The sequence below is a fragment of the uncultured Veillonella sp. genome, from assembly GCF_963534045.1.
Lineage (GTDB): Bacteria > Bacillota > Negativicutes > Veillonellales > Veillonellaceae > Veillonella.
The window spans coordinates 1-26,221 of the sequence record NZ_CAUSQT010000024.1 but is presented as its reverse complement, the minus strand read 5'-3'; the positions used below and the strand labels follow the sequence as shown (position 1 = coordinate 26,221).

20 protein-coding genes, 1 pseudogene and 1 riboswitch are annotated in these 26,221 nt (G+C 42.0%); of the genes and pseudogenes, 17 read left to right on the top strand and 4 right to left on the bottom strand.

Going from position 1 to position 26,221, the window contains the following annotated elements; translation table 11 throughout:
* The 5 genes from fucO to RYP29_RS05570 all read left to right on the top strand — a co-directional run.
* Positions 1–1,118, top strand: a 1,118-nt coding sequence (fucO, locus tag RYP29_RS05590; RefSeq protein WP_311532599.1) for a lactaldehyde reductase, incomplete at its 5' end; no start/stop codon positions are given.
* A gap of 181 nt (positions 1,119–1,299) precedes the next feature.
* Positions 1,300–2,844 carry a ClC family H(+)/Cl(-) exchange transporter gene (locus RYP29_RS05585; RefSeq protein ID WP_311532598.1) on the top strand — a complete coding sequence of 515 codons (1,545 nt, stop codon included), beginning with the start codon at positions 1,300–1,302 and terminating at the stop codon, positions 2,842–2,844.
* A gap of 619 nt (positions 2,845–3,463) precedes the next feature.
* Positions 3,464–4,738 (top strand): nickel-dependent lactate racemase, encoded by a 1,275-nt coding sequence (larA, locus tag RYP29_RS05580; protein ID WP_311532597.1) that lies wholly within the window; start codon positions 3,464–3,466, stop codon positions 4,736–4,738.
* A 10-nt stretch (positions 4,739–4,748) separates the two neighbouring features.
* Positions 4,749–5,546, top strand: a complete 798-nt coding sequence (locus RYP29_RS05575) for a sulfite exporter TauE/SafE family protein (protein ID WP_311532596.1) — start codon at positions 4,749–4,751, stop codon at positions 5,544–5,546.
* 725 nt (positions 5,547–6,271) lie between these two features.
* Entirely contained in the window at positions 6,272–9,094 is a 2,823-nt protein-coding gene (locus RYP29_RS05570; protein ID WP_311532595.1) for an FAD-binding and (Fe-S)-binding domain-containing protein, read from the top strand.
* Positions 9,095–9,304: 210 nt separating this feature from the next.
* On the opposite strand, the gene RYP29_RS05565 is transcribed toward RYP29_RS05570, so the two are convergent.
* Positions 9,305–9,379: a type I toxin-antitoxin system Fst family toxin gene (locus tag RYP29_RS05565; RefSeq protein ID WP_229025288.1), complete on the bottom strand. Its 75-nt coding sequence runs from the start codon at positions 9,377–9,379 to the stop codon at positions 9,305–9,307.
* A 116-nt stretch (positions 9,380–9,495) separates the two neighbouring features.
* On the opposite strand from RYP29_RS05565, the gene RYP29_RS05560 reads away from it, so the two are divergent.
* Both RYP29_RS05560 and RYP29_RS05555 read left to right on the top strand, forming a co-directional pair.
* Positions 9,496–10,122 carry a tetratricopeptide repeat protein gene (locus tag RYP29_RS05560; protein ID WP_119982037.1) on the top strand — a complete coding sequence of 209 codons (627 nt, stop codon included), beginning with the start codon at positions 9,496–9,498 and terminating at the stop codon, positions 10,120–10,122.
* A 51-nt stretch (positions 10,123–10,173) separates the two neighbouring features.
* The gene (locus RYP29_RS05555; RefSeq protein WP_119982038.1) at positions 10,174–10,587 is read left to right on the top strand and encodes a hypothetical protein; all 414 of its coding nucleotides are present in this window, start codon (positions 10,174–10,176) and stop codon (positions 10,585–10,587) included.
* A gap of 10 nt (positions 10,588–10,597) precedes the next feature.
* Here the strand turns inward: RYP29_RS05555 and RYP29_RS05550 are convergent.
* Positions 10,598–10,771, bottom strand: a pseudogene (locus RYP29_RS05550) (type II toxin-antitoxin system HicB family antitoxin); the annotation flags it as partial.
* Positions 10,772–10,873: 102 nt separating this feature from the next.
* Here RYP29_RS05550 and RYP29_RS05545 point away from each other — a divergent pair.
* The gene (locus tag RYP29_RS05545) at positions 10,874–11,773 is read left to right on the top strand and encodes a DUF3829 domain-containing protein (protein ID WP_227068733.1); all 900 of its coding nucleotides are present in this window, start codon (positions 10,874–10,876) and stop codon (positions 11,771–11,773) included.
* A gap of 101 nt (positions 11,774–11,874) precedes the next feature.
* On the opposite strand, the gene rarD is transcribed toward RYP29_RS05545, so the two are convergent.
* Positions 11,875–12,771 (bottom strand): EamA family transporter RarD, encoded by an 897-nt coding sequence (gene rarD / locus RYP29_RS05540; RefSeq protein ID WP_060808017.1) that lies wholly within the window; start codon positions 12,769–12,771, stop codon positions 11,875–11,877.
* 202 nt (positions 12,772–12,973) lie between these two features.
* Positions 12,974–13,150, top strand: a riboswitch (cobalamin riboswitch).
* 281 nt (positions 13,151–13,431) lie between these two features.
* Between rarD and RYP29_RS05535 the strand changes: the two genes are divergently transcribed.
* From RYP29_RS05535 to RYP29_RS05505, 7 genes are all read left to right on the top strand, one after another.
* The gene (locus RYP29_RS05535) at positions 13,432–15,594 is read left to right on the top strand and encodes a methylmalonyl-CoA mutase family protein (protein ID WP_016476314.1); all 2,163 of its coding nucleotides are present in this window, start codon (positions 13,432–13,434) and stop codon (positions 15,592–15,594) included.
* Positions 15,595–15,598: 4 nt separating this feature from the next.
* Positions 15,599–17,791, top strand: a complete 2,193-nt coding sequence (gene scpA / locus RYP29_RS05530; RefSeq protein ID WP_311532594.1) for a methylmalonyl-CoA mutase — start codon at positions 15,599–15,601, stop codon at positions 17,789–17,791.
* Positions 17,784–18,926, top strand: coding sequence for a methylmalonyl Co-A mutase-associated GTPase MeaB (meaB, locus tag RYP29_RS05525; protein ID WP_311532593.1), 1,143 nt, complete (start codon positions 17,784–17,786; stop codon positions 18,924–18,926). Before scpA ends, meaB begins: the two co-directional genes overlap by 8 nt.
* 183 nt (positions 18,927–19,109) lie before the next feature.
* On the top strand, positions 19,110–20,000 hold the full coding sequence (locus RYP29_RS05520; RefSeq protein ID WP_311532592.1) for a DUF3829 domain-containing protein: 891 nt from the start codon (positions 19,110–19,112) through the stop codon (positions 19,998–20,000).
* Positions 20,001–20,318: 318 nt separating this feature from the next.
* Entirely contained in the window at positions 20,319–20,924 is a 606-nt protein-coding gene (locus tag RYP29_RS05515) for a MotA/TolQ/ExbB proton channel family protein (protein WP_205096113.1), read from the top strand.
* Positions 20,921–21,325 carry a biopolymer transporter ExbD gene (locus RYP29_RS05510; protein WP_005378118.1) on the top strand — a complete coding sequence of 135 codons (405 nt, stop codon included), beginning with the start codon at positions 20,921–20,923 and terminating at the stop codon, positions 21,323–21,325. The genes RYP29_RS05515 and RYP29_RS05510 overlap by 4 nt, the downstream gene beginning before the upstream one ends.
* Before the next feature lie 61 nt (positions 21,326–21,386).
* Positions 21,387–22,142, top strand: coding sequence for a hypothetical protein (locus tag RYP29_RS05505; RefSeq protein WP_311532600.1), 756 nt, complete (start codon positions 21,387–21,389; stop codon positions 22,140–22,142).
* A 123-nt stretch (positions 22,143–22,265) separates the two neighbouring features.
* Here RYP29_RS05505 and RYP29_RS05500 read toward each other — a convergent pair whose 3' ends face one another.
* The gene (locus tag RYP29_RS05500; protein WP_311532591.1) at positions 22,266–22,670 is read right to left on the bottom strand and encodes a CAAX protease; all 405 of its coding nucleotides are present in this window, start codon (positions 22,668–22,670) and stop codon (positions 22,266–22,268) included.
* A 381-nt stretch (positions 22,671–23,051) separates the two neighbouring features.
* On the opposite strand from RYP29_RS05500, the gene purB reads away from it, so the two are divergent.
* Positions 23,052–24,347, top strand: coding sequence for an adenylosuccinate lyase (purB, locus tag RYP29_RS05495; protein WP_311532590.1), 1,296 nt, complete (start codon positions 23,052–23,054; stop codon positions 24,345–24,347).
* Between the two features lie 569 nt (positions 24,348–24,916).
* Entirely contained in the window at positions 24,917–26,068 is a 1,152-nt protein-coding gene (locus RYP29_RS05490; RefSeq protein WP_311532589.1) for an MFS transporter, read from the top strand.
* Positions 26,069–26,221 lie beyond the last annotated feature (153 nt).

Sequence of the window (26,221 nt, the reverse complement as noted above, 5' to 3'; positions counted from 1 at the left end):
ATTTTGGGCAAGGTGCGATTCAAGAGATTGTAAACGAAATTAAGAATCGCCATTTTAAAAAGGTCCTCGTTACATCTACGCCTGATTTGTTTGAGTTTAAGGTGGCTACGAAGGTAACGGATTTGCTTGATGCGGCAGGTATTGATTACGATATCTATGACAATATTAAGCCGAATCCAACCATTGAAAATGTAACATCTGGTGTGGCTGCTTGTAAGGCGGCTGGTGCTGATGTAATTGTTGCTGTAGGCGGTGGCAGTGCTATCGACACGAGTAAGGCTATTGCTACGATTATGACGAATCCTGAATTTAGCGATGTGCGTAGTCTTGAAGGTTTGGCACCTACGAAACATCCATGCTTGCCGATTATTGCTGTATCTACTACATCTGGTACGGCTGCAGAGGTTACCATCAACTACGTTATCACTGACGTAGAAAAGAATCGCAAATTCGTTTGTGTAGACCCTCATGATATTCCAATCATAGCCATTATTGATCCTGATATGTCCGCGTCCATGCCAACTGGCCTATGTGCTTCGACGGGGATGGATGCTCTCGTTCACGCCGTAGAAGGTTATATTACGAAGGGCGCTTGGGAACTAACGGATATGCTTCATTTGAAAGCTATCGAAATCATTGGCCGTTCCTTACGTAGCGCTGTGGCTGGCGAATATGCAGGTCGTGAAGCGATGTCCATAGGTCAATATATTGCTGGCATGGGCTTCTCTAACGTAGGTCTTGGCATCGTTCACTCCATGGCTCATCCATTGAGTGCTGTGTATGACATTCCTCATGGTAAAGCGTGTGCTATGCTTTTAACAGCAGTCTTGAAATTCAACGCACCTGCAACAGGCGAAAAATACCGTGAAATCGCTCGTGTTATGGGCGTGCCTAATGTGGATGCTATGGATGAAAGCACCTACCGTCAGGCTGCCATCGATGTTATCCAAAAACTAGCCGACGACGTAGGTATTCCTAAATCCCTCAGCGAAGCTGGCGTGAAACGGGAAGACATTCCGTTCCTTGCAGAGTCTGCTTTCAACGACGCATGTACACCTGGTAATCCACGAGATGTGACCGTTGATGAAATCATTGGTATTTATGAATCTATATTCTAATTAAGTGTAATCAATAACAATCTTGTACAGCATCTGTATGGTAAATCATTGCTCATATAGATGCTGTTTCTTATTTTATGAAATTCTTCTACAAGGGCATTCTTGAAAAAGTGGGAAACGGCAAGTATACTAGTTATAAATATACTGATGTTCGATATGCTTTCCACGAGGAGGAGAATGCATGAAACTTTGGAAAATGAATAAACGCAGCTCTACCTTAGCGGATATGTCGATGAATCGCATATTACTATCTGAACTCATTGCTAAAGGGGCCTTAGTAGGGATTATCGCTGGATTCTTTGGGGCAGCCTATCGATATTTAATCCTTGAGTCTGAACATATCCGATGGCATCTAATGGGCGATATTTCATTGGAATGGGCCATTGGTTGGCTTATCGCTATGGTCGTATTTGCCTTTATTGTTGATCGATTGTTAACGTGGGCCCCATTATCAGGCGGTTCCGGTATCCCTCAAATTGAAGGGGAAATGCTTGGCTTATTCGACATGAAGCCGTATCGTACGCTCATTTCCAAGATGATTGGCGGCGTACTCACGGGCTTTGCAGGGTTTTCTGTAGGTCGTGAAGGGCCAGCCGTACAAATCGGTGGCTCTGCCGGTAAAATTGTGTCGTATTGGATGAATTCTGGCCTTCGTGAACAGCGCATCCTTACATCGGCTGGTGCTGGAGCGGGCTTAACCGCTGCCTTTAGCGCGCCTGTGTCGGGGGCCATGTTCGTATTTGAAGAGGTGCACAAAAGCTTTTATCCGTACCTCGTCATTCCTACTTTTGTGGCTACGCTTATATCGAACTACATTACGGTAACCATTTTTGGCCTTACGCCGGCCCTCGGATTTTCCGTCACCTCGGGGATGCCGCTCGATTATTTTCCCGTTCTCCTCGGCGTTGGCGTTTTGATGGGCCTCTGCGGTGTATTGTTTTGTCGCATGATATTCGCCTTTAAGCGCTTTTTCGAGTGGCTCAAATGCTCTCGCTTTCTAAAGCTAGTGCTTACCTTTGTAACCGTTGCCGTTATCGGCTTTGACTCGCAGCTCTTGTTGGGCGGCGGTAATGATTTGGTAGGCCAACTGGCCTTTCAGTCACACGGCGTGATGCTCCTCGGCGGCATTGTGCTGGGCAAAATTTTGCTCACCACCTTCTGCTATGGCAGTGGCGCTCAAGGTGGCATTTTCTTGCCTATGCTCGTCATCGGTGCATCGGCTGGTGCTTTTTGTGAAAGCCTGCTTTCATCGGTAGGGTTAATATCCCCTGATTTTGTGCCACAATTTGTTATCTGCGCTATGGGCGGTATGCTAGCGGCCGCTATGCGAACACCGATTTTAGCCATTCTGCTCGTCCTTGAAATGACGAATAGTTTTTCTAATATTTATGCTATCGGTATCGTTACCATCGTGGCTTACCTAGTAGCAGAACTCTTAAAAGAACCGCCAATTTACGATTCCTTATTACAAGCCATGACAGGTCAAAGCAATTTGGAAAATGTACAAACCTTCTTCCAAACCAAGGTTCCCGTAGTTGCATCCTATGTTGATACACAATTACAAGACCTTAACCTGCCAGATGGAACCTTAATCGTCAGCATTCGCCGTAATGGTACATACATCGTACCTTTAAATGATGTAAAACTACAACCGGGCGATGAACTACAAGTATCGTGTGAACGAGGACGATTAAAAGCAGCGAAATCTTATTTCCAATCTAATTAGTTTTAAATACGTTTGGGATGCGAGGTCCCTCTAAAGAAATCTCCACCGGCCGGGTCTGACTTCGGCCTGCGGCCTTCGCAGGGCCAAAGTCGATTTCTTCAGAGGGACCTCGCGTTTTCGTCTTAAATCTAACATAGATTTGAAATAGGATTTAGCTGCATTGCCATAGGCTATGTGGAAAGGGCCAAAGTCGTTTTTTAGTAGGGTCTCAGCCCTTTATCCTTTAGAACCATATAGATTGGAAATACGATTTAGCTGCATTGCCAGGGGCTATATGGAAAAGTCCCGAAGTCGTTTTTTTGAGGTAGCTCACCTTTTTCGCATCTTCAACTATAGATTGAAAATAAGATTTGGCTGCATTGCCAGGGCTATATGGGAAAGACTCGAAGTCATTTTTTTGAGGGGGCGCACCTTTTTCTCATCTTCAACTATAGATTGGAAATATGATTTCTCTGTTCTATGGTGGAAAAGAGTAAGGGGTCGCTAAAAGCGACTTTGGCCCTGCGGAGCCCGAAGGGCGTAGTCAGACCCGGCCGGTGGAGCTTTTAGCGGCCCCTTACTCTTACCGCTCTCTATTATTTCTGTTATACTTAGTGTATATACAACAGGAGGTACTGGTATGAAGACGTATTCTTTTCCTTATGATTATAAAAGTGTAGATGTGTCTATTGATGAACGGTTCGTGCAAGGGGTTCTTGTGTCTAATGCGGCGGCGTATAAGGCGGAGAAGAGTCCGGCCGAGCTTGTTGAGGAGGCGCTTGATCATCCGATTAATAGTCCGTCTCTTGAAGCATTGGTTGAGGGCAAACGAAATATGGTTATTATAACCAGTGACCATACGCGCCCTATGCCTAGTAAGGTGACGTTGCCAATTTTGCTCCGTCGCATTCGCGCGGTGAATCCGACTATTGATATTACGATTTTGATTGCCACTGGCTTTCACCGTGCTATGACGCACGAAGAGATGGTGCATCGGTTCGGCGAGGATATCGTGAATAACGAAAAACTCATCAATCATGATTCTGAGGATGCTGCGAATATGGTGGAAATCGGCACGTTGCCATCTGGCGGCAAGTGCGTCATTAATCGCTTGGCGGTGGAAACGGAATTGCTCATCGCCGAAGGGCTTATCAATCCTCATTTCTTTGCGGGCTTCTCGGGTGGTCGTAAATCCGTGTTGCCTGGTGTTGCATCCAAGGTGACTGTGTTGGCTAATCATTGTGCTGAATTTATTGAAAGCGAGCATTCCCGGACTGGTAAAATCGATGAAAATCCGATTCACAAGGATATGTTGTACGCTGCACGAAAAGCGAATTTGCAGTTTATCTTGAATGTTATCATCGATAGCAAAAAGGAAATTATCAAGGCTGTGGCTGGCGATTGTGTGGATGCGCATAAGGAAGGGTATGAGTTTATTCGCTCCTTGTCTTCTGTGAAAGCTATCCCTGCAGATATCGTTATCACAAGTAATGGTGGCTACCCATCTGATCAAAATCTATATCAATCTGTAAAGGGTATGACAGCTGGCGAAGCCTCTTGTAAGGATGGCGGTGTTATCATTATCGCTGCTTCCTGTAAAGAAGGACATGGGGGACAAGCATTATATGAAGCTTTCAAAAATATGGAAAGCCCTCAAAAAATCTTAGATGATATTCACGGTGTACCTCGTAATGAAACAAAACCTTACCAATGGAAAATTCAAATTTTAGCGCGTATCTTGAATCACTATAAGGTCATCGTTGTGACTCAAGATTGCGACCACCAAGTCATTCGCGATATGCATATGACGCCGGCGTCTACATTAGATGAAGCATTGAGCATCGCTCGTGGTATTATGGGCGAGGATGCATCGATTACTATTATTCCTAATGGATCTACAGTGATTGTAGAGTAGAGGTATCCATATGAGTGATAATATCATTTTATTCTATCTATTTTTTATCGTAGTCGGATTTTTTACGGCTATGTTAGGTACTATTATTGGTGCCGGAGGTGGCATCATATTTGTGCCTTTGTTCATGTACTGGTTTCCAGAGTGGTCGCCATCCATGATTGTTGGTACATCGTTATTTTCTGTTATGTGTAATGCTATTTCAGGATCACTGGCGTATCTTAAACAGAAAAAGGTATATATTAGTGCCGCTTTAATCTTTAGTATAGCCACATTCCCAGGGGCCATTATAGGGGCTCAAATGTCTGATGCATTTTCTGGACCAGGATTTAAATTTGCTTTTGGATGTTTTATGCTATGTGCATCATTTTTAATTGGATTTAAGAATTTTGGTAAAAAGGGCGAGCGTAAGGAAGAATCTCTTACGATGGACCAAGTAACCTATAATAAACCTATAGGCATTGGTATTAGTATTATTGTTGGTTTTATTTCCAGTATATTAGGTATTGGTGGTGGCCTTATACATGTGCCTGCTCTTATTTACATCATGGGATTTCCAACCCATTTAGCGACGGCTACAAGCCATGCTATTTTGGCTGTATCTACGGCGGTTGGTGTTATTACCCATCTTGTGGAGAATCACATCGTATTTAACATTGCTATCCCTGCTAGTATCGGCGCCATATTTGGGGCTCAAGCAGGCGCTCAAATAGCAAAACGACTCAGGGCCAAGGCTATCTTAGCACTTATGAGTATTGGTGTATTTGCATTGGCTATTAAATTGATTATTGGATCTGGGATATTGTTTTAGGCATTATAGCTATAGATATACATTGCTGTTTAAAATTAGAACAGGCCTGTTCTAATTTATATGGAGGCCTATATGTGAGGCTTTTAGAATTAGAACACGCCTGTACTAATTTATAAGAGCACTTAAATATGATGCTTTTACAAATAGAACACGCCTGTACTAATTTATAAGAGCACTTAAAAATATGATGCTTTTACAAATAGAACACGCCTGTACTAATTTATAAGAGTACCTATATAGTAAACATAAGAAAAATATATATAAGGGCTGTAACAGAAATGAGATTACCTCATTTTTGCTATAGCCCTTTTTGTCTGTGCTTTTTAGCATCTATTCCTAAAACGCATAACTAATTTATATTGATAATTCCTAATGTGTAATATACAGGATAGTAGGAAAATTCACATAAATATTCATATATTGGTGTAGATCTGTATTCGTGTTATAGAGCGGTTGATTCCCATGGATACGCATATTGATAGGGGATACCCATATGGGCTTTCATAAGTAGTTATCATATATTTTTATTGATGTGTATTCCTAGGGAAACTACTTATTTTTTGGGTAAATGAAATCAACTTTCAACTAAAGTGTTTTTTGTATTATGTATCTATAGAATTTATATTTCATATACAATTTATGCATAATGGTAGCGACCGAAATGAGAACGGCGTATACTAGTTATAAAAGAAATTTTCCTAAGGATAGGATTGGAGGCTTTTCAAGTGAGTACATTAGTTAAAGATTATGATCGTTTTGCCAAAGAGGCGCAAGCGATTTGTAAGGATCGTGTTTATACAGACCGTCTGCGCCGTTATGCGTATGGTGTAGATGCATCTTGTTACAGTTATTTACCAAAAGTAGTGGTAAAAGCAGAAAACGAATCCGAAGTACGTCGTCTTATTCGTTTGTGTCAACAATGCGGTACACCATTTACATTCCGTGCAGCTGGTTCTTCTTTGTCTGGTCAATGTTCCAGTGAAGACGTGCTTATCGTTTGTAATGATGGCTTCAAAAAAATGGAAGTTATCGACGATGGCAAAGCATTGCGTTGTGAATGTGGTGTTATCGGTTCCGATGCGAATGATTTGTTGAAACCATATAACCGTAAAATTGGTCCAGACCCTGCAACGCTTGCAACAGCATTGGTAGGCGGTATTTTAAACAATAACTCCTCCGGTATGTGCTGCGGTACTGCACAAAACTCTTATAAAACAATTCGCTCTATTCGCGTTGTTTTATTAGATGGTTCTATTTTGGATACATCCGATAAAAAGAGCATCGATCAATTCCTCAAAGAAAAACCACAAATGGTTGAAGATATTTTGCAATTGCGCAAAGAAATCTTGGCTGATGAAGAGTTGACTCATTTGATTCATCACAAATATAAAATCAAAAATACTACAGGTTACGGCTTGAACTCCCTTGTAGATTTTGAAGATATCATCGATATTATCAATCACTTGTTCATCGGTTCTGAAGGTACATTGGGCTTCGTATCTGAAATCGTGTACAACACTGTTGAAGATGTACCTCATAAAGGTTGCGGTCTCATGTTCTTCAGCACATTGAACGATGCATCTCTTGCCGTTGTAGCCTTGGCTAATATGGGCCGTGAAAAGGTTGTTGCTGCTGAAATGATGGACTATCAATCCCTTAAAGCAGTTCAAACTCTAGATAATGTACCTGACTTCGTTCGTGAAGTGCCAGAAGGTACAAGTGCTATCTTGTTCCAAACTGAAAGCTACTCCAAAGAAACTGTTGATAAAAACTTGGCTTTCATTAAAGAACAATTGAAAGATATTCCAACAGCTATTCCAAGTCTTTATTCTCAAGATCCTAAAGAATACGATTCCTGGTGGGCAATCCGTAAAGGTATCTTGCCAATCGTTGGTGGTCAACGTAGAAAAGGTACTACTGTTATCACAGAAGACGTTTGCTTCCAAATCGAAGACTTCACTAAGGGCATCGAAATGCTTACCGAATTATTCCACAAATACGACTTCGTTGATGGTGGCGTAATCTTCGGTCATGCGTTGTCCGGTAACGTTCACTTTAACATTACACCTGATTTCAGCGACCCTAAAGATACTAAGAACTTCGGTGATTTGGTGAAAGAAATGTCCGAACGCGTATCTGGTTTCGGTGGTTCTTTGAAAGCCGAACATGGTACAGGCCGTATGGTGGCACCTTTCATCGAAATGGAATGGGGCCGCAAAGCGTACGAAATCAACCGTCGCATCAAAGCAATCTTTGACCCTACTCGCATCTTGAACCCTGATGTTATGATTACTGATGATCCAGATGTGTACAAGAAAAACCTTAAAGCTCAATGCGTTATCGATGATGCTTTCACAATCTGTATGGAATGTGGTTTCTGTGAAAAGAACTGCCCTAGCCGTAATTTGACATTGACACCACGCCAACGTATCGCATTGTTGCGCGAAACTAAACGCCTTGAAAATGAAGGCAATTTCGCTGTTGCAAATGAACTTAAAAAAGGTTACGAATATTTCGGTGTTGAAACTTGTGCTGCATGCTCCATGTGTAAAGGCCTTTGCCCACTTAGCATCGATACTGCACAAATCGCATTGTCCATGCGTCGTATCGATCCACCAGCACCTGGTTTGGCTAAGAAAATTTACGACAACTTCTCTAGTACTCTTGAAATGTGCCGTGCCGGCGTAAGCCTTGAAGGTATTGCAGGTGCTATTATCACACAAAAAGCTATCTCCAAAATTACGGAAGGTTTACATGGCGTAACTGGCGTAACACCTTATGTACCTAAAACAACACCTAAGGCTAACCGCTATAAATTGAAAAACCGCATTAAACCTACTAACTTTGAAAAGGTTGTATACTTCAGTACTTGTGCGAACCGTGCGTTCCGTCAAAACCAAGGTTATGATGATCAACGTAGCTTGCAACAAGTTGTTGAAAGCCTCTGCAATAAGGCTCAAATCGATATTATCTATCCTGAACATATCGAAAACCTCTGCTGCGGCTTGAGCTTTGAAAACTACGATGACGTACATGAACGTGCTGTAAAAGATTTACACGATGCGTTGATGAAAGCATCTCAAAATGGTAAATACCCAATCGTTATCGACCATAGTGCATGCTTCAACCATGCATTCAAACATATGCCAGATTTAGAAATCAATGATATTTCTGAATTCTTATGCAAATTCGTAGTACCTCGTCTTGACATTACAAAATGCGATGAACGCGTTATTGTTCATAAACAATGTAAAATCAAAGTATTGGGCAAATCTCAATACATCGAAGACTTGGCACGTCTATGCTCTGACCATGTATTCAATATTAAATCCTTCGCATGCGATGGCTTTGCTGGTCAAAAAGGTTTCTTCACACCAGAACTTAATAAATGTGCTACAAAAGACCTTGCTAGTGAAGTTGCCGAATACGGTGCTACACTTGGCGTAAGTTCCAGTTCTACATGTGAAATTGGTCTTGGTGAAAGCGGCGGCATTCCATTCGTAAGCGTTGCGTACTTGTTGGATCGTTGCTCTAAGGCTAAAAAATAATTGTACTAGAAAATCTAATAGACTAAATTAAAACAAAGTGCTAACATCGTAGTAAGATGTTAGCACTTTGTTTTGTTTGCGTGTTTGTATTTATTGTTAGATGTTTATTTTTCTAATAAATATGGTATACTATATGTAGGTAGTAGAGTGTATGAAATTACCTACAATATAACAAAAAAAGGACGAGTGGCAGCTCGTCCTTTTTCTTGCTTATTTTTTATTCTTATTGTTGAGCCAATAGCTGTAGGTAGTTACTGCTAGGGCAACAATAAGAGGGGCAAGCAAGGTACCCCAGAGTGTATGAAACAACTCCTCCAATATAACACCTCCTTTCTGGAGGTATTTTTATTATATCATTATATTATGTACATCGTAGATAATTTAAGAATGGAACATATATTATGAAGAAAATTTTATCCATACTTGCCCTAATTATAATTATTAGTGGCTGTGGGCTAAATCAGGATGCAAATAATAGTAATACCGAAAGCAATACTAAGAGTTCTAGTGAATCCACTCAAGACAGTAGCAAAATGACTAATCTAGATAGTCACTTAACTGTCGCTAAACAGGCTTTATCTGCTGGTGATTATGCACAAGCCATCGAGGAGGCAACAGCTTCTATTAAGGATAATCCAAATAATGCAGACGCTTATTCGGTTCGTGGTTTTGCTATGGCTTTAAATGGAGATACTACTAAAGGCATAGCAGATACTAAAAAGGCTTATGATTTAGATCCTAATAATGTGGCTAATTACTACAATATGGCCATGGTCTATAAGTTACAAGGTCAATTACCCGAGTCTAAACGATGGTTCGAAAAGGTATTAGAAAAGGACCCTAGTAATACTTGGTCTGTGTATGGTATTGCTACCATTTATGCAGACCAAGGGGATGATACTAAGGCCCTTGATTGGCTTGAAAAAGCAATTAACATTGATGCCTCTGTAAAGGCTGTTGCTGCTGAACAAGATCATTTTGAACGCTTTCACAATAATGAGAGATTTAAAACATTAGTAGGATTATAGTCTTATAAAACTCGAAAAGACTAGATTATTGATAGTAATGGGATTGTCACAATGGATAGTAAACAGATGATTCGCCTTATTTTAAAAGTGGTAGGATTTATATATTGGTTTGTTTTTCTATACCTTGGTGGTCTAATGGTCATGGACTGGTCAGGGTTTATGTCACAACATAATATAGAAACACCTCTATTCCTTACATACTTAGTGTTTGTAGGTTGTTTTGTAACGCCGTATATTATGCTGTACTGGAAGAAGCTGAATCCTAATGCGAAAGCTCCATTTTTGGTGCGCCATCTCTCCGAATATATGGCGCGATTAGAGGATCGTCATAGTATATGGTTTGATGTATTATATGTGCTAAAATTAATGCTCTATTTCGTAATAATTCTGTGGATGCTTTGTATCATATTACTCACCTTAGCAGTTATTGCGTGGACAGTACTCCTAATTTTGCTGAGCAATTAATGATGTGAATTTACATTGTTTTCTCCACCAATGTTTCTTGTAAAAGCTGAGAAAAATTAATCCCTTTTGCTAGGGCTCTATCGTTAAGCCACGCAGGAATGGTTAAGGTTTTCTTTACGGATTTACTATTTTTAGCTAAATCAATATCTGTTTGCACTAATGTAGGATAGGTTGTATCTGTACACGTATAAAACCATTGTTAGGAGTTATTTCTTATTATTTATACTAGGTATATAATTAGAATATATAAACTAAGCTGTATATTGATGAAAGGAGAGAATTCATCATGAAACCACTTGGCAAAAGGATGGCAATGGCTGTGTTGTGTGCACTAACGCTGACATCACCTTTGTTTTTGAGCGGTTGTAGTATGTCAGAACTATGGCAGGGCACTGAGCAGAGCCGCAAGGAGATTGCACAGCGGTCGGAACAGAATCAGGTACAATTATTTAATCAATATGTGAAAGCCATAAGTCGATATAATCGCATGGCTGTTATGTTTGATTATGCGAATACACCGACGATTAATGATTTAAAAGCAGGTAATCATTTAACTGTATTTAATACACCGAACTTTAAACAGTTACAAAAAGAATTAGAAGAAGCTAAGCAAGCCGGTATTCCTTATGATGAAATGAAGGAGCCCCTAGATAAGCTGCTTTCAAAATTGAATGAAATTACACCGGTAGCCGAAGAACTCGATGCATACTATAAATCTAAAGGATACACCACAGATAACTATGCTAAGGAACAGCAATTAGGTCCAAAGTATGTACAGTTGTATGAGCAATTTGTGCCTATCTATGCAGATTTTGATAATTTGATGCATAAAATCAACCTCGATCGATTGCAACAACGGTTACAAGAATTGCGCGATGCAGGTAAGAAAAACGCAGCCGCAGCACAAGAGGTTCATTTGAGACTTACCGCTGTTCTTGAAAAGTTAGATAGTGAAAAACAACCGGATGTGAATGCCATGAATCAAGAGTTACAAGCTATTGGTGATTTGTCTAATGGCATTACTAACTCTAACTATGACACTGTTAAGACCTCTGTAAACTCTACAATTGGTGCTATTCGCACTTATATGGGTTCAAAACAAGATAAGGACTATACTCGTATGATTGAGGCTTATAACCATTATATTTCTAATATGAATACGACCAATATGAATGAATTAGATTAATAAAGATCTGAGTTTATTTACGTTAGACACGTGTAAAACGAATACATAAAAAGCTGTATTAAATGAGAATTTCATTTGCTACAGCTTTTTTGTAATGTATTCTATTTTTTTATCTTAATACGTGTCGTCATTTGATTAGATAGGGTGAACAATACGAGTGCCACCCAGATGCAGCCGAAGGCTATGAGTTGTGCTGTACCAAAGCTTTCACCAAAGTAGAAGATGGCCAAGAAGAAGCCCATGGTAGGAGATAGGTATTGTAAAAAGCCGAGTATATTTAGTGGCAATAGGCGGGCACCGTATGAAAAGAGGATGAGTGGAATCGATGTGGTAAGGCCAGCGCCGATGAGGAGGAGACCGGTCGGCGTTAGGTTTTCGATAAAGGTCCACGAGGTGGTGTCTATAGTCGCTAAATACCATAATGCTATCGGTGTGACGAGCCATGCCTCGAAGGCGATGCTCGAAAATGGATGGATGGTGAGACGTTTTTTTACGGCCCCGTATAGGCTAAAGGATACGGCTAGGATGATAGAGACGATGGGCAATGTACCTAGTTGAACAGTCATGATGGCCACACCTAAGAATGCGATGGCAATACTTAGCTTTTGTGGCCAAAGTAATCTTTCTTTATAGATTAGGATGCCCAACAATACGTTGAGCAATGGATTGATATAATAGCCAAGGCTCGTGTCGAGTACGTGTTGGTTTGTAACGGCCCAAATGTAGGTGAACCAGTTGATGCTAATAAGTATAGCAGCCAGTAATAGTAGGCCTAATTGCGTAAGATGGGTGCGTAAAAGTTGTATGTCCATACGCAGTTGTTGGCGCCCTGTGGCGATGACGAGGAAGAACATCCAAAATCCGGACCAGATGATGCGGTGCGATAATACGGAAAAGGATGATACTTGGTTTAAAAGCGCCCAATAGAGGGGCAGCAAACCCCAAATTAAACAGCACAACAATGTAGTGCTGAGACCTTTTTTGTTTATTTCGTTCATAATACGACCTCCCACTAGTAGAATTATTATAACATGGTGGTAGTATAGCGGTAGCGAATTATAGAGGTGATTTCTCTAAATTGCACCTATGCATTTTTATCATTCTATATATGCGTTAGTTATAACTTGAAATTTGCTACTTATGATTAACTGTTATGTTCATTGACTTTGTGCATATTTTTACACTATATTGGACTTAGAACAACGAATATAGAGAATAGGTGTCGCAAGACTTAATAGAGAAATCGGTACAAGCCGATGCGGTCCCGCCACTGTAAGGACGAGCCTGCTTTCATACATGTCACTGGAGCAATCTGGGAAGGCGAAAGCAAGGTGTTGAGCCCGAGCCAGGAGAACTGCCTATTTGATAATCACCGTTATGTACCTACGAGCGATAGGAAGGGGATTGAGGTATACTTTTTACAATAGTTTTAGTGTACCATTCAATATGTAACCTAACGTGTCACTCTCGGGTGGCACGTTTTTTTATTTGCCACGCTAGAGGGTCGTTCATATATGGCATAGGCTTAATAGTTTGACTGGAGATCCATCATCATGATGGACATATATTTGGCACCTATGGAACTCATATACGAAGCAACTCACTGGTACGGTGCGCTGTTCCCCTGTATGGTTTCAAGTTGAAAAGGAGGCACATATATGTCTGACAAAAAGACTTCAAAGGACACTGAACGCGATTTACTGGCGCCTGTATCCTTTGATGAATTTGAGAAACCTACGTATGAACGATGGCAGGCTGAAGTTGAAAAGGCGTTAAAAGGTGGCGATTTCCATAAAAAAATGTTCACCAAAACCTATGAAGGTATTACGTTACAACCTATCTATACACCTGCATTGCATCAGGAAAAGATTCCAAAGGGCGTTTATCCTGGCGCTGGCGAGTTCCTACGTGGCACGAAAGCAAGCGGCTATATCAAAGATTCTTGGGGTGTATCTCAATATGTTGATGAATCCTTACCGAAGGATGCCAATCATGCAAGTTTATACGAAATTGTGAAAGGCGGAACCATTCACAACATTCGTCTTGATGAAGCAACACGCCATGATCAAGATGTGCAAGTAGGCGCATCTGTTGGTGTAGGCGGCACATCCTTGTATACGATGGCCGATTGCAGTCAATTAATTGAACGATTTAATCTTAAGGAAAATCCTTTATACATTGAAACTGGCGCATCTGCAGCGATTTTGCTCGGTATGTTGTCGGCTACTGTGAAAGCTTCTAAAAAGCAAACATCCGATTTGAAAGGTCTCGTTGGTGCAGATCCTATCGGCGTGTGGGCTAAAGACGGTGCATTGCATATGTCTTTAGATACTGCTTTTGATGAAATGGCACATACTGTTGTATGGGCCAAGGATCAAGCACCTGAGCTTAAAACAGTGCTCGTATCCGGTGATGTATACGCTAATGGCGGTGCCAACGATGTGCAAGAGGTTGCCTATGCATTGGCAACAGCTGTTTGCTACGTGCGGCAATTGGCACAACGCAACATCGATATTCATACCATTGCTAAGAGCATGATGTTTACATTCTCCTTGGGTGCAAACTTCTTCATGGAAATTGCTAAATTGCGTGCGTTGCGCGTGCTTTGGGCTCGCATTATGGAGGCCTTCGGCGCTGGTGAAAGCGACCGTGCCGTTCATGTACACGGTAGAACATCTGCTTTTACAAAAACCGTATACGACCCATATGTAAACTTGTTGCGTAATACAACACAAGCATTCTCTGGTGTTGTAGGTGGTCTCAATAGTCTTGAAGTTTCTCCATTTGATCAACCAATTCGCAAATCCGATGAATTCTCTCGTCGTATTGCCCGTAACATTCAAGTCATGTTGCAAACTGAATTCGAATTGCGTCAACCAGTTGACCCTGTAGGTGGTTCTTGGTATGTAGAAACATTGGCAGCTGAACTATGCGAAAAAATTTGGGATGAATTCCAAACTATCGAGTCTAAAGGTGGCATTATCGCTGCCTTGAAGGAAGGTTATCCTCAAGCGCAAGTTAAAACAATTCTTAATGAACGTTTTAAAAACCTTGCATTCCGTAAGGATGTAGCGGTTGGTAATAACATGTACGCTAACATGACGGAAGAATTGCTTGATCCAAAACCTGAAAATCAAGAAACATTACGTCAAAAACGTGTAGCTCATCTTGAAGAATACTTGGCTGGTGCAGATCAAGATGCTCTTGTAAAAGCACAAGCTACGTTAGAAGCAAGCACAACAGAACCAGGTGCGTTGATTGGCCTTATCGAATTGGGTGCATTACACAAAATGACAATTCGCCAAATTCGCAGTGCTTTAGAGGCGGGCGATATTTCCTCTGAAACTATCGAACCAATTACGGCTCATCGCTGGACGGAACAATTTGAAGCCCTTCGTATGCGTACGGAAAATTATAAACAACGCACAAAAGATAATGTGAAGGTATTCTTGGCTAATATGGGCCCTATTCCTCAACATAAACCTCGTGCGGACTTCTCCACAGGCTTCTTTGAAGTAGCGGCATTCGAAGTAATCAAAAATGATGGTCATGAAACAACGGCTGATGCGGCTAAAGCGGCTCGTGAAAGTGGCGCCGATGTGGTAGTTATCTGTTCTACAGATGATACGTATCCTGAATTGGTTCCACCACTTGCGAAAGAATTGAAAGAAACTATGCCGAATGTAACGGTTATTTTGGCAGGGGCACCTTCTAAGGACCTAGAGCCTGTATATCGTGAAGCCGGTGTAGATGATTTCATCTCTGTTCGCGCAAACTGCTACGCTATTTTAAATACGTTACAAGATAAGAAAGGGATGTGAGCTCATGTTTAAAAATCCAGACTTCTCCTCTCTTGGCTTGGGATCTCAGTCTGCCACATCGCGCGATGCATGGCTTGCTGAACTTAAAAAAGAAACAGGAAAAAGCTTTGAAGACTTATATAACACGACAATGGAGCAAATCCAATTAAAACCTCTCTATACAGAGATGGATTATGAAGGGATGACACACCTTGACTATATGGCTGGTGTACCTCCATTCTTGCGTGGACCTTATTCCACAATGTACGTAACTCGTCCTTGGACAGTTCGTCAGTACGCTGGTTTCTCTACAGCCGAAGAATCCAATGCGTTCTATCGTCGTAACTTGGCAGCAGGCCAAAAAGGCTTGTCTATTGCCTTTGACCTTGCTACTCACCGTGGTTATGACTCCGACCATCCTCGCGTAGTGGGCGACGTTGGTAAAGCGGGCGTTGCAGTTGACTCTATCCTCGATATGGAAATTCTATTCTCCGGTATCCCTCTTGACCAAATGTCCGTATCCATGACAATGAACGGCGCCGTATTGCCTGTTATGGCGTTCTACATCCTAGCTGGTGAAGAACAGGGCGTTGATAAAAAGGTTATGGCTGGTACAATCCAAAATGATATCTTGAAAGAGTTCATGGTACGTAATACCTATATTTACCCTCCAGCTACGTCCATGCGCATCATCGGTGATATCTTTGCGTATACATCCCAGAACATGCCTAAATTTAACAGTATCTCTATTTCTGGCTACCATATGCAAGAAGCGGGTGCAACGGCGGATATCGAATTAGGTTATACATTGGCCGATGGTCTTGAATACATCCGTACCGGTGTAAATGCAGGCCTTCATGTTGACCAATTCGCACCTCGTTTGTCCTTCTTCTGGGCTATCGGCAAAAACTACTTTATGGAAGTGGCTAAAATGCGTGCGGCTCGTATGTTATGGGCTAAGATTATTAAGAGCTTCGGTTCTGAAAATCCTAAATCTATGGCTCTTCGTACACATAGCCAAACATCTGGTTGGTCTCTTACAGAACAAGATCCATTCAACAACGTGGCTCGTACATGTATGGAAGCGATGGGCGCCGCATTGGGCCATACGCAATCCCTACATACGAATGCGCTTGATGAAGCCATCGCATTACCTACAGACTTCTCTGCACGTATTGCGCGTAATACACAACTTTACATCCAAGATGAAACTAAGGTATGTAAGGTTATCGATCCATGGGGCGGTTCCTACTATGTAGAAGCATTGACTGACGAATTGATCCGTCGTGCTTGGGGCCATATCCAAGAAATCGAATCCCTTGGTGGTATGGCGAAAGCGATTGACACGGGTCTTCCTAAGATGCGTATCGAAGAGGCGGCAGCTCGTCGCCAAGCTCGTATCGACTCTGGCCGTGAAGCTATCGTTGGTATCAATAAATACCGTCTAGATAAAGAAGATCCATTAGATATCCTCGACGTAGATAATACAGCTGTACGGGAAGCGCAAATCCGTCGTCTCGAACAATTGCGTGCTAACCGTGACGAAGATAAGGTTCAATCCTGCCTCGAAGCGATTACAAATGCTACAGAATCCGGCGAAGGTAACTTGCTTGCTCTTGCACTTGAAGCAGCTCGTGCGCGTGCATCCTTGGGCGAAATTTCCTTTGCTGTTGAAAAAGTTTGCGGCCGTCATAAAGCGGTTATCCGCTCTATCTCTGGCGTATACTCCAGCGAATATGAAGATGACGATGTTATCAAAGAAGTACGTCAAATGGCGGATGACTTCGAAGAACTCGAAGGTCGTCGTCCTCGTATCATGATTGCTAAGATGGGCCAAGACGGTCATGACCGCGGTGCCAAAGTTATCGCTACATCCTTCGCGGATATGGGCTTTGACGTGGATATCGGACCTTTGTTCCAAACTCCAGAAGAAACAGCGCAAGATGCTGTGGATAATGACGTTCACATCGTCGGATTCAGTTCTTTGGCAGCAGGTCACAAAACATTGTTACCTCAACTTGTAGAAGAACTTAAGAAACGCGGTCGCGGAGATATTTTGGTTGCCATCGGTGGCGTAATCCCTGCTCAGGACTATGAATTCCTACGCGAACATGGCGCAGTGGCTATCTTTGGCCCTGGTACAGTTTTGCCAGTAGCGGCGAAAAAATTACTAGAAACATTGACTAGTCACGTTCAAGAAGAAGAGTCTAATGACTGATACCTACCGTCCCGATTGGGTGCCAGAAGATGCGAAAAAAGAGGATACCTTTGCGTGTCACGTCATGAAAGGTGTCAAAGAAATGCACGATGGCCTTTTATCTAGTTCTGCTCATCTGGCTCCATCGGTACGTCCCGTACAGCGGCGCAAGAAATTAACTGTCGCTGATTATGTACGCGGTATCGAGCAGGGGGACCGCGTTATACTTTCACGGGCTATTACATTAGTAGAAAGTAATAATAAGGAACACTTTAAATTAGCTCAACAAGTGTTACAAGCCATATTGCCTCGTACAGGTAAGGCATTGCGCATCGGTATCACCGGTGTGCCTGGGGCCGGTAAAAGTACATTTATCGAAGCCTTTGGGAACATGCTCATTGAAGCAGGTTACAAGGTGGCCGTACTTGCTGTAGACCCTACGAGCCAAGTCACCAAGGGCAGTATCTTGGGCGATAAGACGCGGATGGAAACGTTGACGAAACATCCAGAGGCGTATATCCGTCCATCGCCGGCTGGTGGTACACTAGGCGGTGTAGCTCGTAAAAGTAGAGAAACCATGCTGCTTTGCGAGGCTGCTGGGTATGATATTATTCTCGTCGAAACCGTTGGGGTTGGGCAAAGTGAGGTTACTGTGCGTTCCATGGTCGACTTCTTTATGCTCATCGTATTGACCGGTGCTGGCGATGAACTACAAGGCATCAAAAAAGGCGTTATGGAATTGGCCGATGCCATTGTGGTCAACAAGGCGGATGGGGATAACCTCAAACGAGCTCTCATTGCCCGTAGTGATTATGATCGGATGTTGCATTATATCCGCCCTGCTACGGAAAAATGGAAAACTCAAGCCTACACATGTTCTGCCGTTACAAAGGACGGCCTCGACGAATTATGGGATGTGATTCAAGAATTTACGGAACAAGGTAAAGAAAATGGCGTATTCCTCAAACGTCGTCAAGAACAATCCCTTCGTTGGGTACGCGATATGATTGACGAACACTTGCACAACCTATTCTTTAATAATATAGTCATTCAAGGTCGTATGGGCGAAGTCGAAGCGGCCGTTTTAGATGGTGAAATGAGTGAATCACAAGCCGTCGAAGAACTCATAGGCGTCTTTGACAAGTCCTTAAAATAATCTCTATACATATAGGCATAGTATCTATACTGCTATCAGTTTGTATTCGATAGAAAATGTTAGGTACTATGCCTTTTTTGTTTCATGAAATGCATAAATATAGCTTTCACAAAAATCATATATAGTATATAATTTAGTTATAGATGTATACTTTATGGGTTATTTTAAAAGGAGAGATTTATTTTGAATCCATTAGTAAAAAAACTGACAACAGCAGTATTGTGTGTAACTGCTCTTACATCCCCATTGTTCATGAGTGGCTGTAGTTTTTCTAAGATTGCCAATGGGGTGCAACAAGGCGCTCAAAAGGCATCGCAACAGGACATTAAAGTGTTCAATAACTATATCGAAGCGATTGGCGATTTTAATAGTTGGTCCGTACGCTTTGGATATGCTATCAATCCGTCCGTTCAAAAACTAAAAGAGGGGCAACATTTAACAAGCTTCATGGCACCACACTTTGATACCTTACAACAAAAGTTGCAAGCTGCTAAAGACGCTGGCGTACCATATGATGATATGAAGGAACCTTTAGACAACGTATTGGCTGTATTAAAGGATATTGTACCAGTAGCCAGTGAATTGGATACGTACTACCAAACTAATTCATATCAAGCAGATAATTATGCTAAGGAACAACAATTAGGACCTAAATACGTTCAACTATATGATCAATTCTATGCAGCATATAATCAGTTAGATGCAGTAGTTCACAAACACAACACGGAAAACCAACAAGAACAGTTAAAAGAACTTAAAGATTCTGGTAAGAAAAACGCAGCTGCAGTTCAAGAAGTTCATTTACGCTTAACGGCTCTATTAGATGGCTTTGAAGAAGGTAAACAAATCGATGTAAATGCAGCTAACCAAGAGTTACAAGGCATCATGGATGTAGCTAGCACCGTTACTAGTCCAGAATATAATACTGCTAAGTCTCAATTAAATACAACTATCGGTAGAATTCGTACATTCTTAGGTGATCAATCAAATGATCATTATAATGATATGATTGAATCTTACAATCGCTTCATTGGCAGTATGAATCGTTTGGATATTAACAAACTTGATAAATAATATCTAGCTATGTACGAATCGATTCTGTGCCATTTATGAAAGCCTGCGCTTCATAGCGTGCACAATATAAATAGTACATATAAAAAATTCATACAAAGGTACATAAAATTGTACGTACAAGGGCTACATCAATTAGCATGTCTATTGATGTAGCCCTTTTTCTGTATTTTCTTATCCTAGTTAAGATCTTTGTCAGATTGTATGCATCAACTAGTATATTTTTACTCATCTATCGTAAGCCCTATATGTTTTGATGTGTAAAAACGTGGTATAATTATTAGATAAGAGCCTAAATCGGTGTGGGTTTTGGAGGTTAGTATGAGTAGTATTACACATTTATTTGTAGCTGGTGGTTTCGTTATGTATCCACTCGTTATTTTCCTTGTGGTGACACTAATGATTGGTATAGAACGATTTTTTCTATACCGTAAATTCCGTAAGGACATGCGCCAATTTACTGCTGTTCTAAATAATCATCCAGGTTGGATTATGCTGCCAACCGTATTGGAACGAGATACACAAAATCTAGGCACTCTCTTTGCAAAGGCCTTGCGTAGCGCAAAAAACTACAATGGTTTAGAAAACCGCTTGCAAGATTTGGTAGGCTATACAGATGAACGATTAAAACGCGGCCTTGGCTGGCTCAGCATGATTGTTACGATGGCGCCATTGCTCGGTTTGCTCGGAACCGTTCTCGGTATGATTCGCGCCTTTGCCGTTGTAGGCGGCGATATTGGGGCCCCTACCATCATTACAGGCGGTGTATCCGAAGCCTTGGTAGCAACTGCTACAGGTCTTACGGTGGCTATCATTGCCCTCGCTTTTCATAGTTATTGTGCAGCGAAGGTGAATGATTTCGTCGTAGCCTTAGAACATGAATGTGGCAGCATCCTCGATGCGTACAACGAGGAACATGACCTATGAGACGCCGTACATTAGGAGTGAAAAAAGAACCGACCATCATGATCATTCCGATGATTGATATCGTATTTTTCCTATTGGTATTCTTCATGGTCGGCACCTTATACATGAATACGGAGCAACAAATCCCGTTAAATCTACCATCCACATCGACTTCGACGGCTAAATCTATTGAGCCGATCATCATTACCCTTACTACATCGCATAAACTTTATATCGATAACCGCGAAATTTCTGCGGACAATCTCTCTCAAGAGGTGCAGGATATCGTGCGGACCACGCCGCGTCAGGCGTTTGTCATCCGCGCGTCTAAGGATGTGTATTACAACGAGGTCATCGCCCTTCTTGATATGCTGAAAGTAAACGGCGCTAAGTACATTAGTGTCGCTACGGATCGGAAGTGATTCTATGTTTGAATCCCATTATTTTCGACCGTTTTTGATATCCCTGTGTATCAGCATCCTCATGATAACGGGGATGGGGCTTTCACTAAAGGGCATGGGCGGTACTGGTGCAGGCCAAGAGGCGGCTGAAATTAGCTTTGACTTGGCTGATGCTGGTGAAAGCGAACACGCCGAGGAGCATCCAACGGTAACGCCACCGTCAGAGGAGGCAAAACCTCCTGCCGATGCACCTGCGTCGGTAGCTCAGAAACAAGAAACTAAACCGCCTGTCAACACCGTAGAACCACAGAAAAAGATAGACACAGAACAACCAGCACCGACTACAAAACGGGAATGGGCTGTTCCAAAGGCTATTGAATCTGAGGCTACTGGCGGTGAGACCGGTGTTGTAACCCATCAAAAACAGGAACAACAAAAGAAATTAGTAGGCAATGATGTATCGACGGACCCTAATGCAGAAGGCAATGGTCTCGACAATACAGATAAAGACCTGTCCTTTTTTGCAGATGCACTTAATTTGCTGACGCCGGGCCAACGAGCATGGCTTGAACAATCGGATATTAATCCTACGGAATATTTGCGCCAAGTGAAAGAACAAGGCCAAGCATCATCCGTGCGTGGCGAAGCCGTTGTGCGCGTTAACTTTGATGCCAATGGCAATGTCATCGTCGGCGTTAATACACCGCGTATCGTAGAGGATTCCGTTCCTCCCGATGTACGAGATGAAGCCATCCGTATCATCAAGACTAGCGGTAGCATTGTCAATAAACGAGGACAAGTTGTATCCCTTGCCATTCCTGTCGTACTCGGACAATAAAGAGGCATACCTCACATACAAGAACGTATGTAAGATATGCCTCTTTTGTTATGCATATTACTTACTATTTTAGAAATTCGTTGTTCGACTACGTGCTATATTATTAATCCGCTGTTCAACTACTTACTTTTTTAAAGCCGTTTTCGTGCTATTGAACACCGCATAGTAAATGATGACGCCACCGATGAATAATGTCACTTGCATTTGTGTAGTATATTGATCGACGCGCCACAATGCAAAGGCGTAGAAGAACATGGTGATGAGCATAATCAAGAAAGCCACGATGCGACGTACATTCGTGTGCACCACATCGGATGTGGTGATGCGGTTTCTGTTGAAAGCCACATATACGAGCGACACTAAGATATCGATTACATATACACCTAAAATCCAGTTGATAGGCATATCGTTAAACACGAATAGGCCGAGGACGACAAAACTGATGAGGAAAAATAATTTCATCAAAGTCCCCGCTGTTTGCGATTCTTTAGGTTGTTGTATCCGTTCTTTGCGTTGTTTCTTCGCCATGATGTACTCCTATATGTGTGTATTACTAGTATGTTGATACGAGATATAACTTATTTATACATTACTATTATATATTATAATAACAAATTACAAATCAATCTATATATAAATACAATACCGAAACAAAATGCCGAAAGAGAAATACAATACAAAAAATGCCGAAGGAGAAATACAATGCCAGATAGAAATAATATGTCGAAGTGTATGTGCGGTATGGAATTATTAGTACAATTTCAACTTAATTACAGAGAATGCCGAACATTAAGAAATGCTAATATATATATTATTCGGAAAATTACATAAGATTTATTGAACCCAGCTTTCACATATGGTACAATTATTATATAAAAAATCTAGCTTTCACCATGCAAAGGAGACATCATGATACCACGTTATACACGAGAAGAAATGGGCCATATTTGGAGCGAACGCAACGAGTTCGACACAATGTTATTGGTTGAAACATTGGCATCTGAAGCGCAAGCTGAGCTTGGCGTTATTCCGAAGGAAGCGGCAAAAATCATTCGGGAAAAGGGTAATTTTGATGTTGAAAGAATTCACGAAATCGAACGTGAAACAAATCATGACATCATTTCCTTTGTGACTGCTGTAGGCGAATATGTAGGCCCAGAAGCAGCTAAATACATTCATCTTGGCTTGACATCCACAGACGTTAAGGATACTGCACTTGGCTATATGATGAAACAATCTTGCGATATTTTGATCGAAGATTTGAAACAATTACACGCTGTATTGCGCCGTCGCGCTGCAGAATTTAAACATACGCCTATGATTGGCCGTACTCACGGTATTCATGGCGAACCTACTACATTCGGTTTAAAACTTTGCCTTTGGATGGCAGAGGTAGAACGCGATATCGAACGTATGGAACATGCTCGCAAAAGCGTTGCCGTTGGTAAATTGTCCGGCGCCGTTGGTACATATTCCAACATCGATCCATTCGTAGAACAATACGTATGTGAAAAACTCGGTCTTGAACCTGTTAAAATTGCGACTCAAGTCGTACAACGTGACCGTCATGCTGAATTATTGTCCACTATCGCTGTTGTAGGCGGTACGTTGGATAAAATCGCATTAGAAATCCGTCACTTGCAACGTACCGAAGTGCGCGAAGCCGAAGAATACTTCAGCCCTAAACAAAAAGGTTCTTCCGCTATGCCTCATAAACGCAATCCTATTACATGTGAAAGAATTTGCGGCATGGCTCGTTTGTTGCGCGGTTACGCACAATCTGCGTACGAAGACCAAGCATTGTGGCATGAACGCGACATCTCCCATAGCTCTGTAGAACGCGTTATCTTACCAGATGCAACCATCGCGTTGAACTATATGCTTCACCTAACAATCCGTACCATCGATAAATTGTTGGTATACTCTGAAACAATGCTTAAAAACCTTAACCTTACAGGTGGCCTTGTATTCAGCCAAACAATCTTGACACACCTCGTAGACAAAGGTGCTGTACGTGATGAAGCATACCGTTGGGTACAAAAACACGCTATGGAACGCTGGCTCGAAGGCAAAGACTTCGCTACAGGTCTAAAATCCGATGAAAATATCAAAAAATACATGACCGACGAAGAAATCGATGCATGCTTCGATCCTTATAAACTATTGAAACACGTAGATACAATAATGGCTCGTTTCGGCCTATAATTCTACCGGTACAGGACGGGCACCCTCCTCAAAGCCTCCACCGCCTTAATCTGTCCCCTTCGGGGACAGGGCAAAGTCGTTTTGAGAAGGGTACCCGTCCTTTTTCGCTATAGATTCTATGCTGAAATGAGCCATTGGGACGAGGAAAAGTCGACACGCTATCGCGCTAAAGCGAGACCTGAAGTCGTTTTGAGGAAGGTATCCGTCCTTTTCGCTATAAGTTCTATGCCGAAACGGGCCATAGGGACAGACTCTTATTTTATTTACAGCAAGTGCCGTATTTTCATATGGCGCTTTTATTAGATAACGTACATAGGAAAGGTGATGGTATCGATAAAAACATGACTTTGGCCCTGCGAAGCCCGAAAGGGCGAAGCATACCCGGCCGGTGGAGGCTTTTATTACAGTGAGTGCCGTATTTTCTTACGGTGCTTCACAATTATAGTTGGTTAGAAAGGGGATAGGCTAAGTAAAAAAACGACTTTGGCCCTGCGAAGCCCGAAGGGCGAAGTCAGACCTGGCCGGTGGAGGCTTTTTTACTTAGCCTATCCCCTACTTACGGAGGATACATGAAAAGCACCATAAGAAAATACGCACCGCCTATCTTTCATTGCATTAACGACTTTGGTCAAGGTTCTCTCGCTGCATTGATACCATTTTTTATTGCTAATTTTAATCTCAATTATTATCAATCGGCGGCGATTATTTTCTGTAATACCATTGTGGCGTCTATTGCGCAGCCTGTGCTTGGATATGTGGCTGATCGGTGGCGTGTGCCGTGGTTTATTCCTGTAGGTTTTGCGGTGACACTTGTATCGATTAGTGCCATTGCATTGGCTACGAGTTACGAAATGATTTTGGCCTTGGCGCTTATGTCTGGGGTCGGGGCTGCACTATTTCATCCTGAGGCGGCTCTACTTGTGAATCGTACACAATCTCATGAGATTGGCAATGCCATGGGGCGCTTTGCGGTTGGTGGCAGCGCTGGGTTTGCCTTAGGACCGCTCATTGCTGGTGGCGTCTATGTCTTTGGCGCTCAATTCCTCTGGGTGTTTACGGCTATTGCCGCGCTCGGTGTGTTGCTATATCTATATGCTTTCACAGGTAATACGACTGAGACCGGTGATGTGCGTGAATGTGAAAGCCCAATTAAAGGTGAAAATACGGGCATAAACGATTGGGTGAGTTTTACGAAGTTATTTTTCGTTATCGCATCTCGATCAATTTTGTTCTCCGTATTATCGATTTTTATTCCGATTTTGTACATTACCGTTATCAATGGCGAAGCCAGTGCATCGAGTTTGGCACTTACCATGTATTTTGCGATGGGTGCTGTTCTCACCTACATGGGTGGTGCACTATCGGATAAGCTAGGCTTTCTAAAAACAGTGCGCTTAGGTAATATTATATTTTTACCATCCGTATTAGTTTTTATCTTTGTACCAAATGAATGGGGATTCTTTGGCGCCATGATACCAATGGCCTTTGGCGTATTCTCGCAATATGGACCTATAACTGTGTTAGGTCAAAAATACCTTGCTAAAAATGCAGGCTTTGCATCAGGCATTACCTTGGGGCTTGGCATTACATTAGGTGGTCTCGTAGCACCTTATATTGGACATTTAGCAGATATTTATGATGTACCAACAGCATTAATGACATTGATACCTGTTGGCGCAATCGGGTTATTAATGAGCTTCTGGTTGAAAGAACCAAAATAAAATAATTGTTATACAGTACAGGCTTGTGCTAATTCTTGGGGATGTATAATATACGTCTTTAAAATTAGAACAGGCCTGTTCTAATTTTTAGGGGCCCCTATAACCCTGTTTGTAGAATTAGAACAGGCGTGTACTAATTTGTAGGTGGGGCCC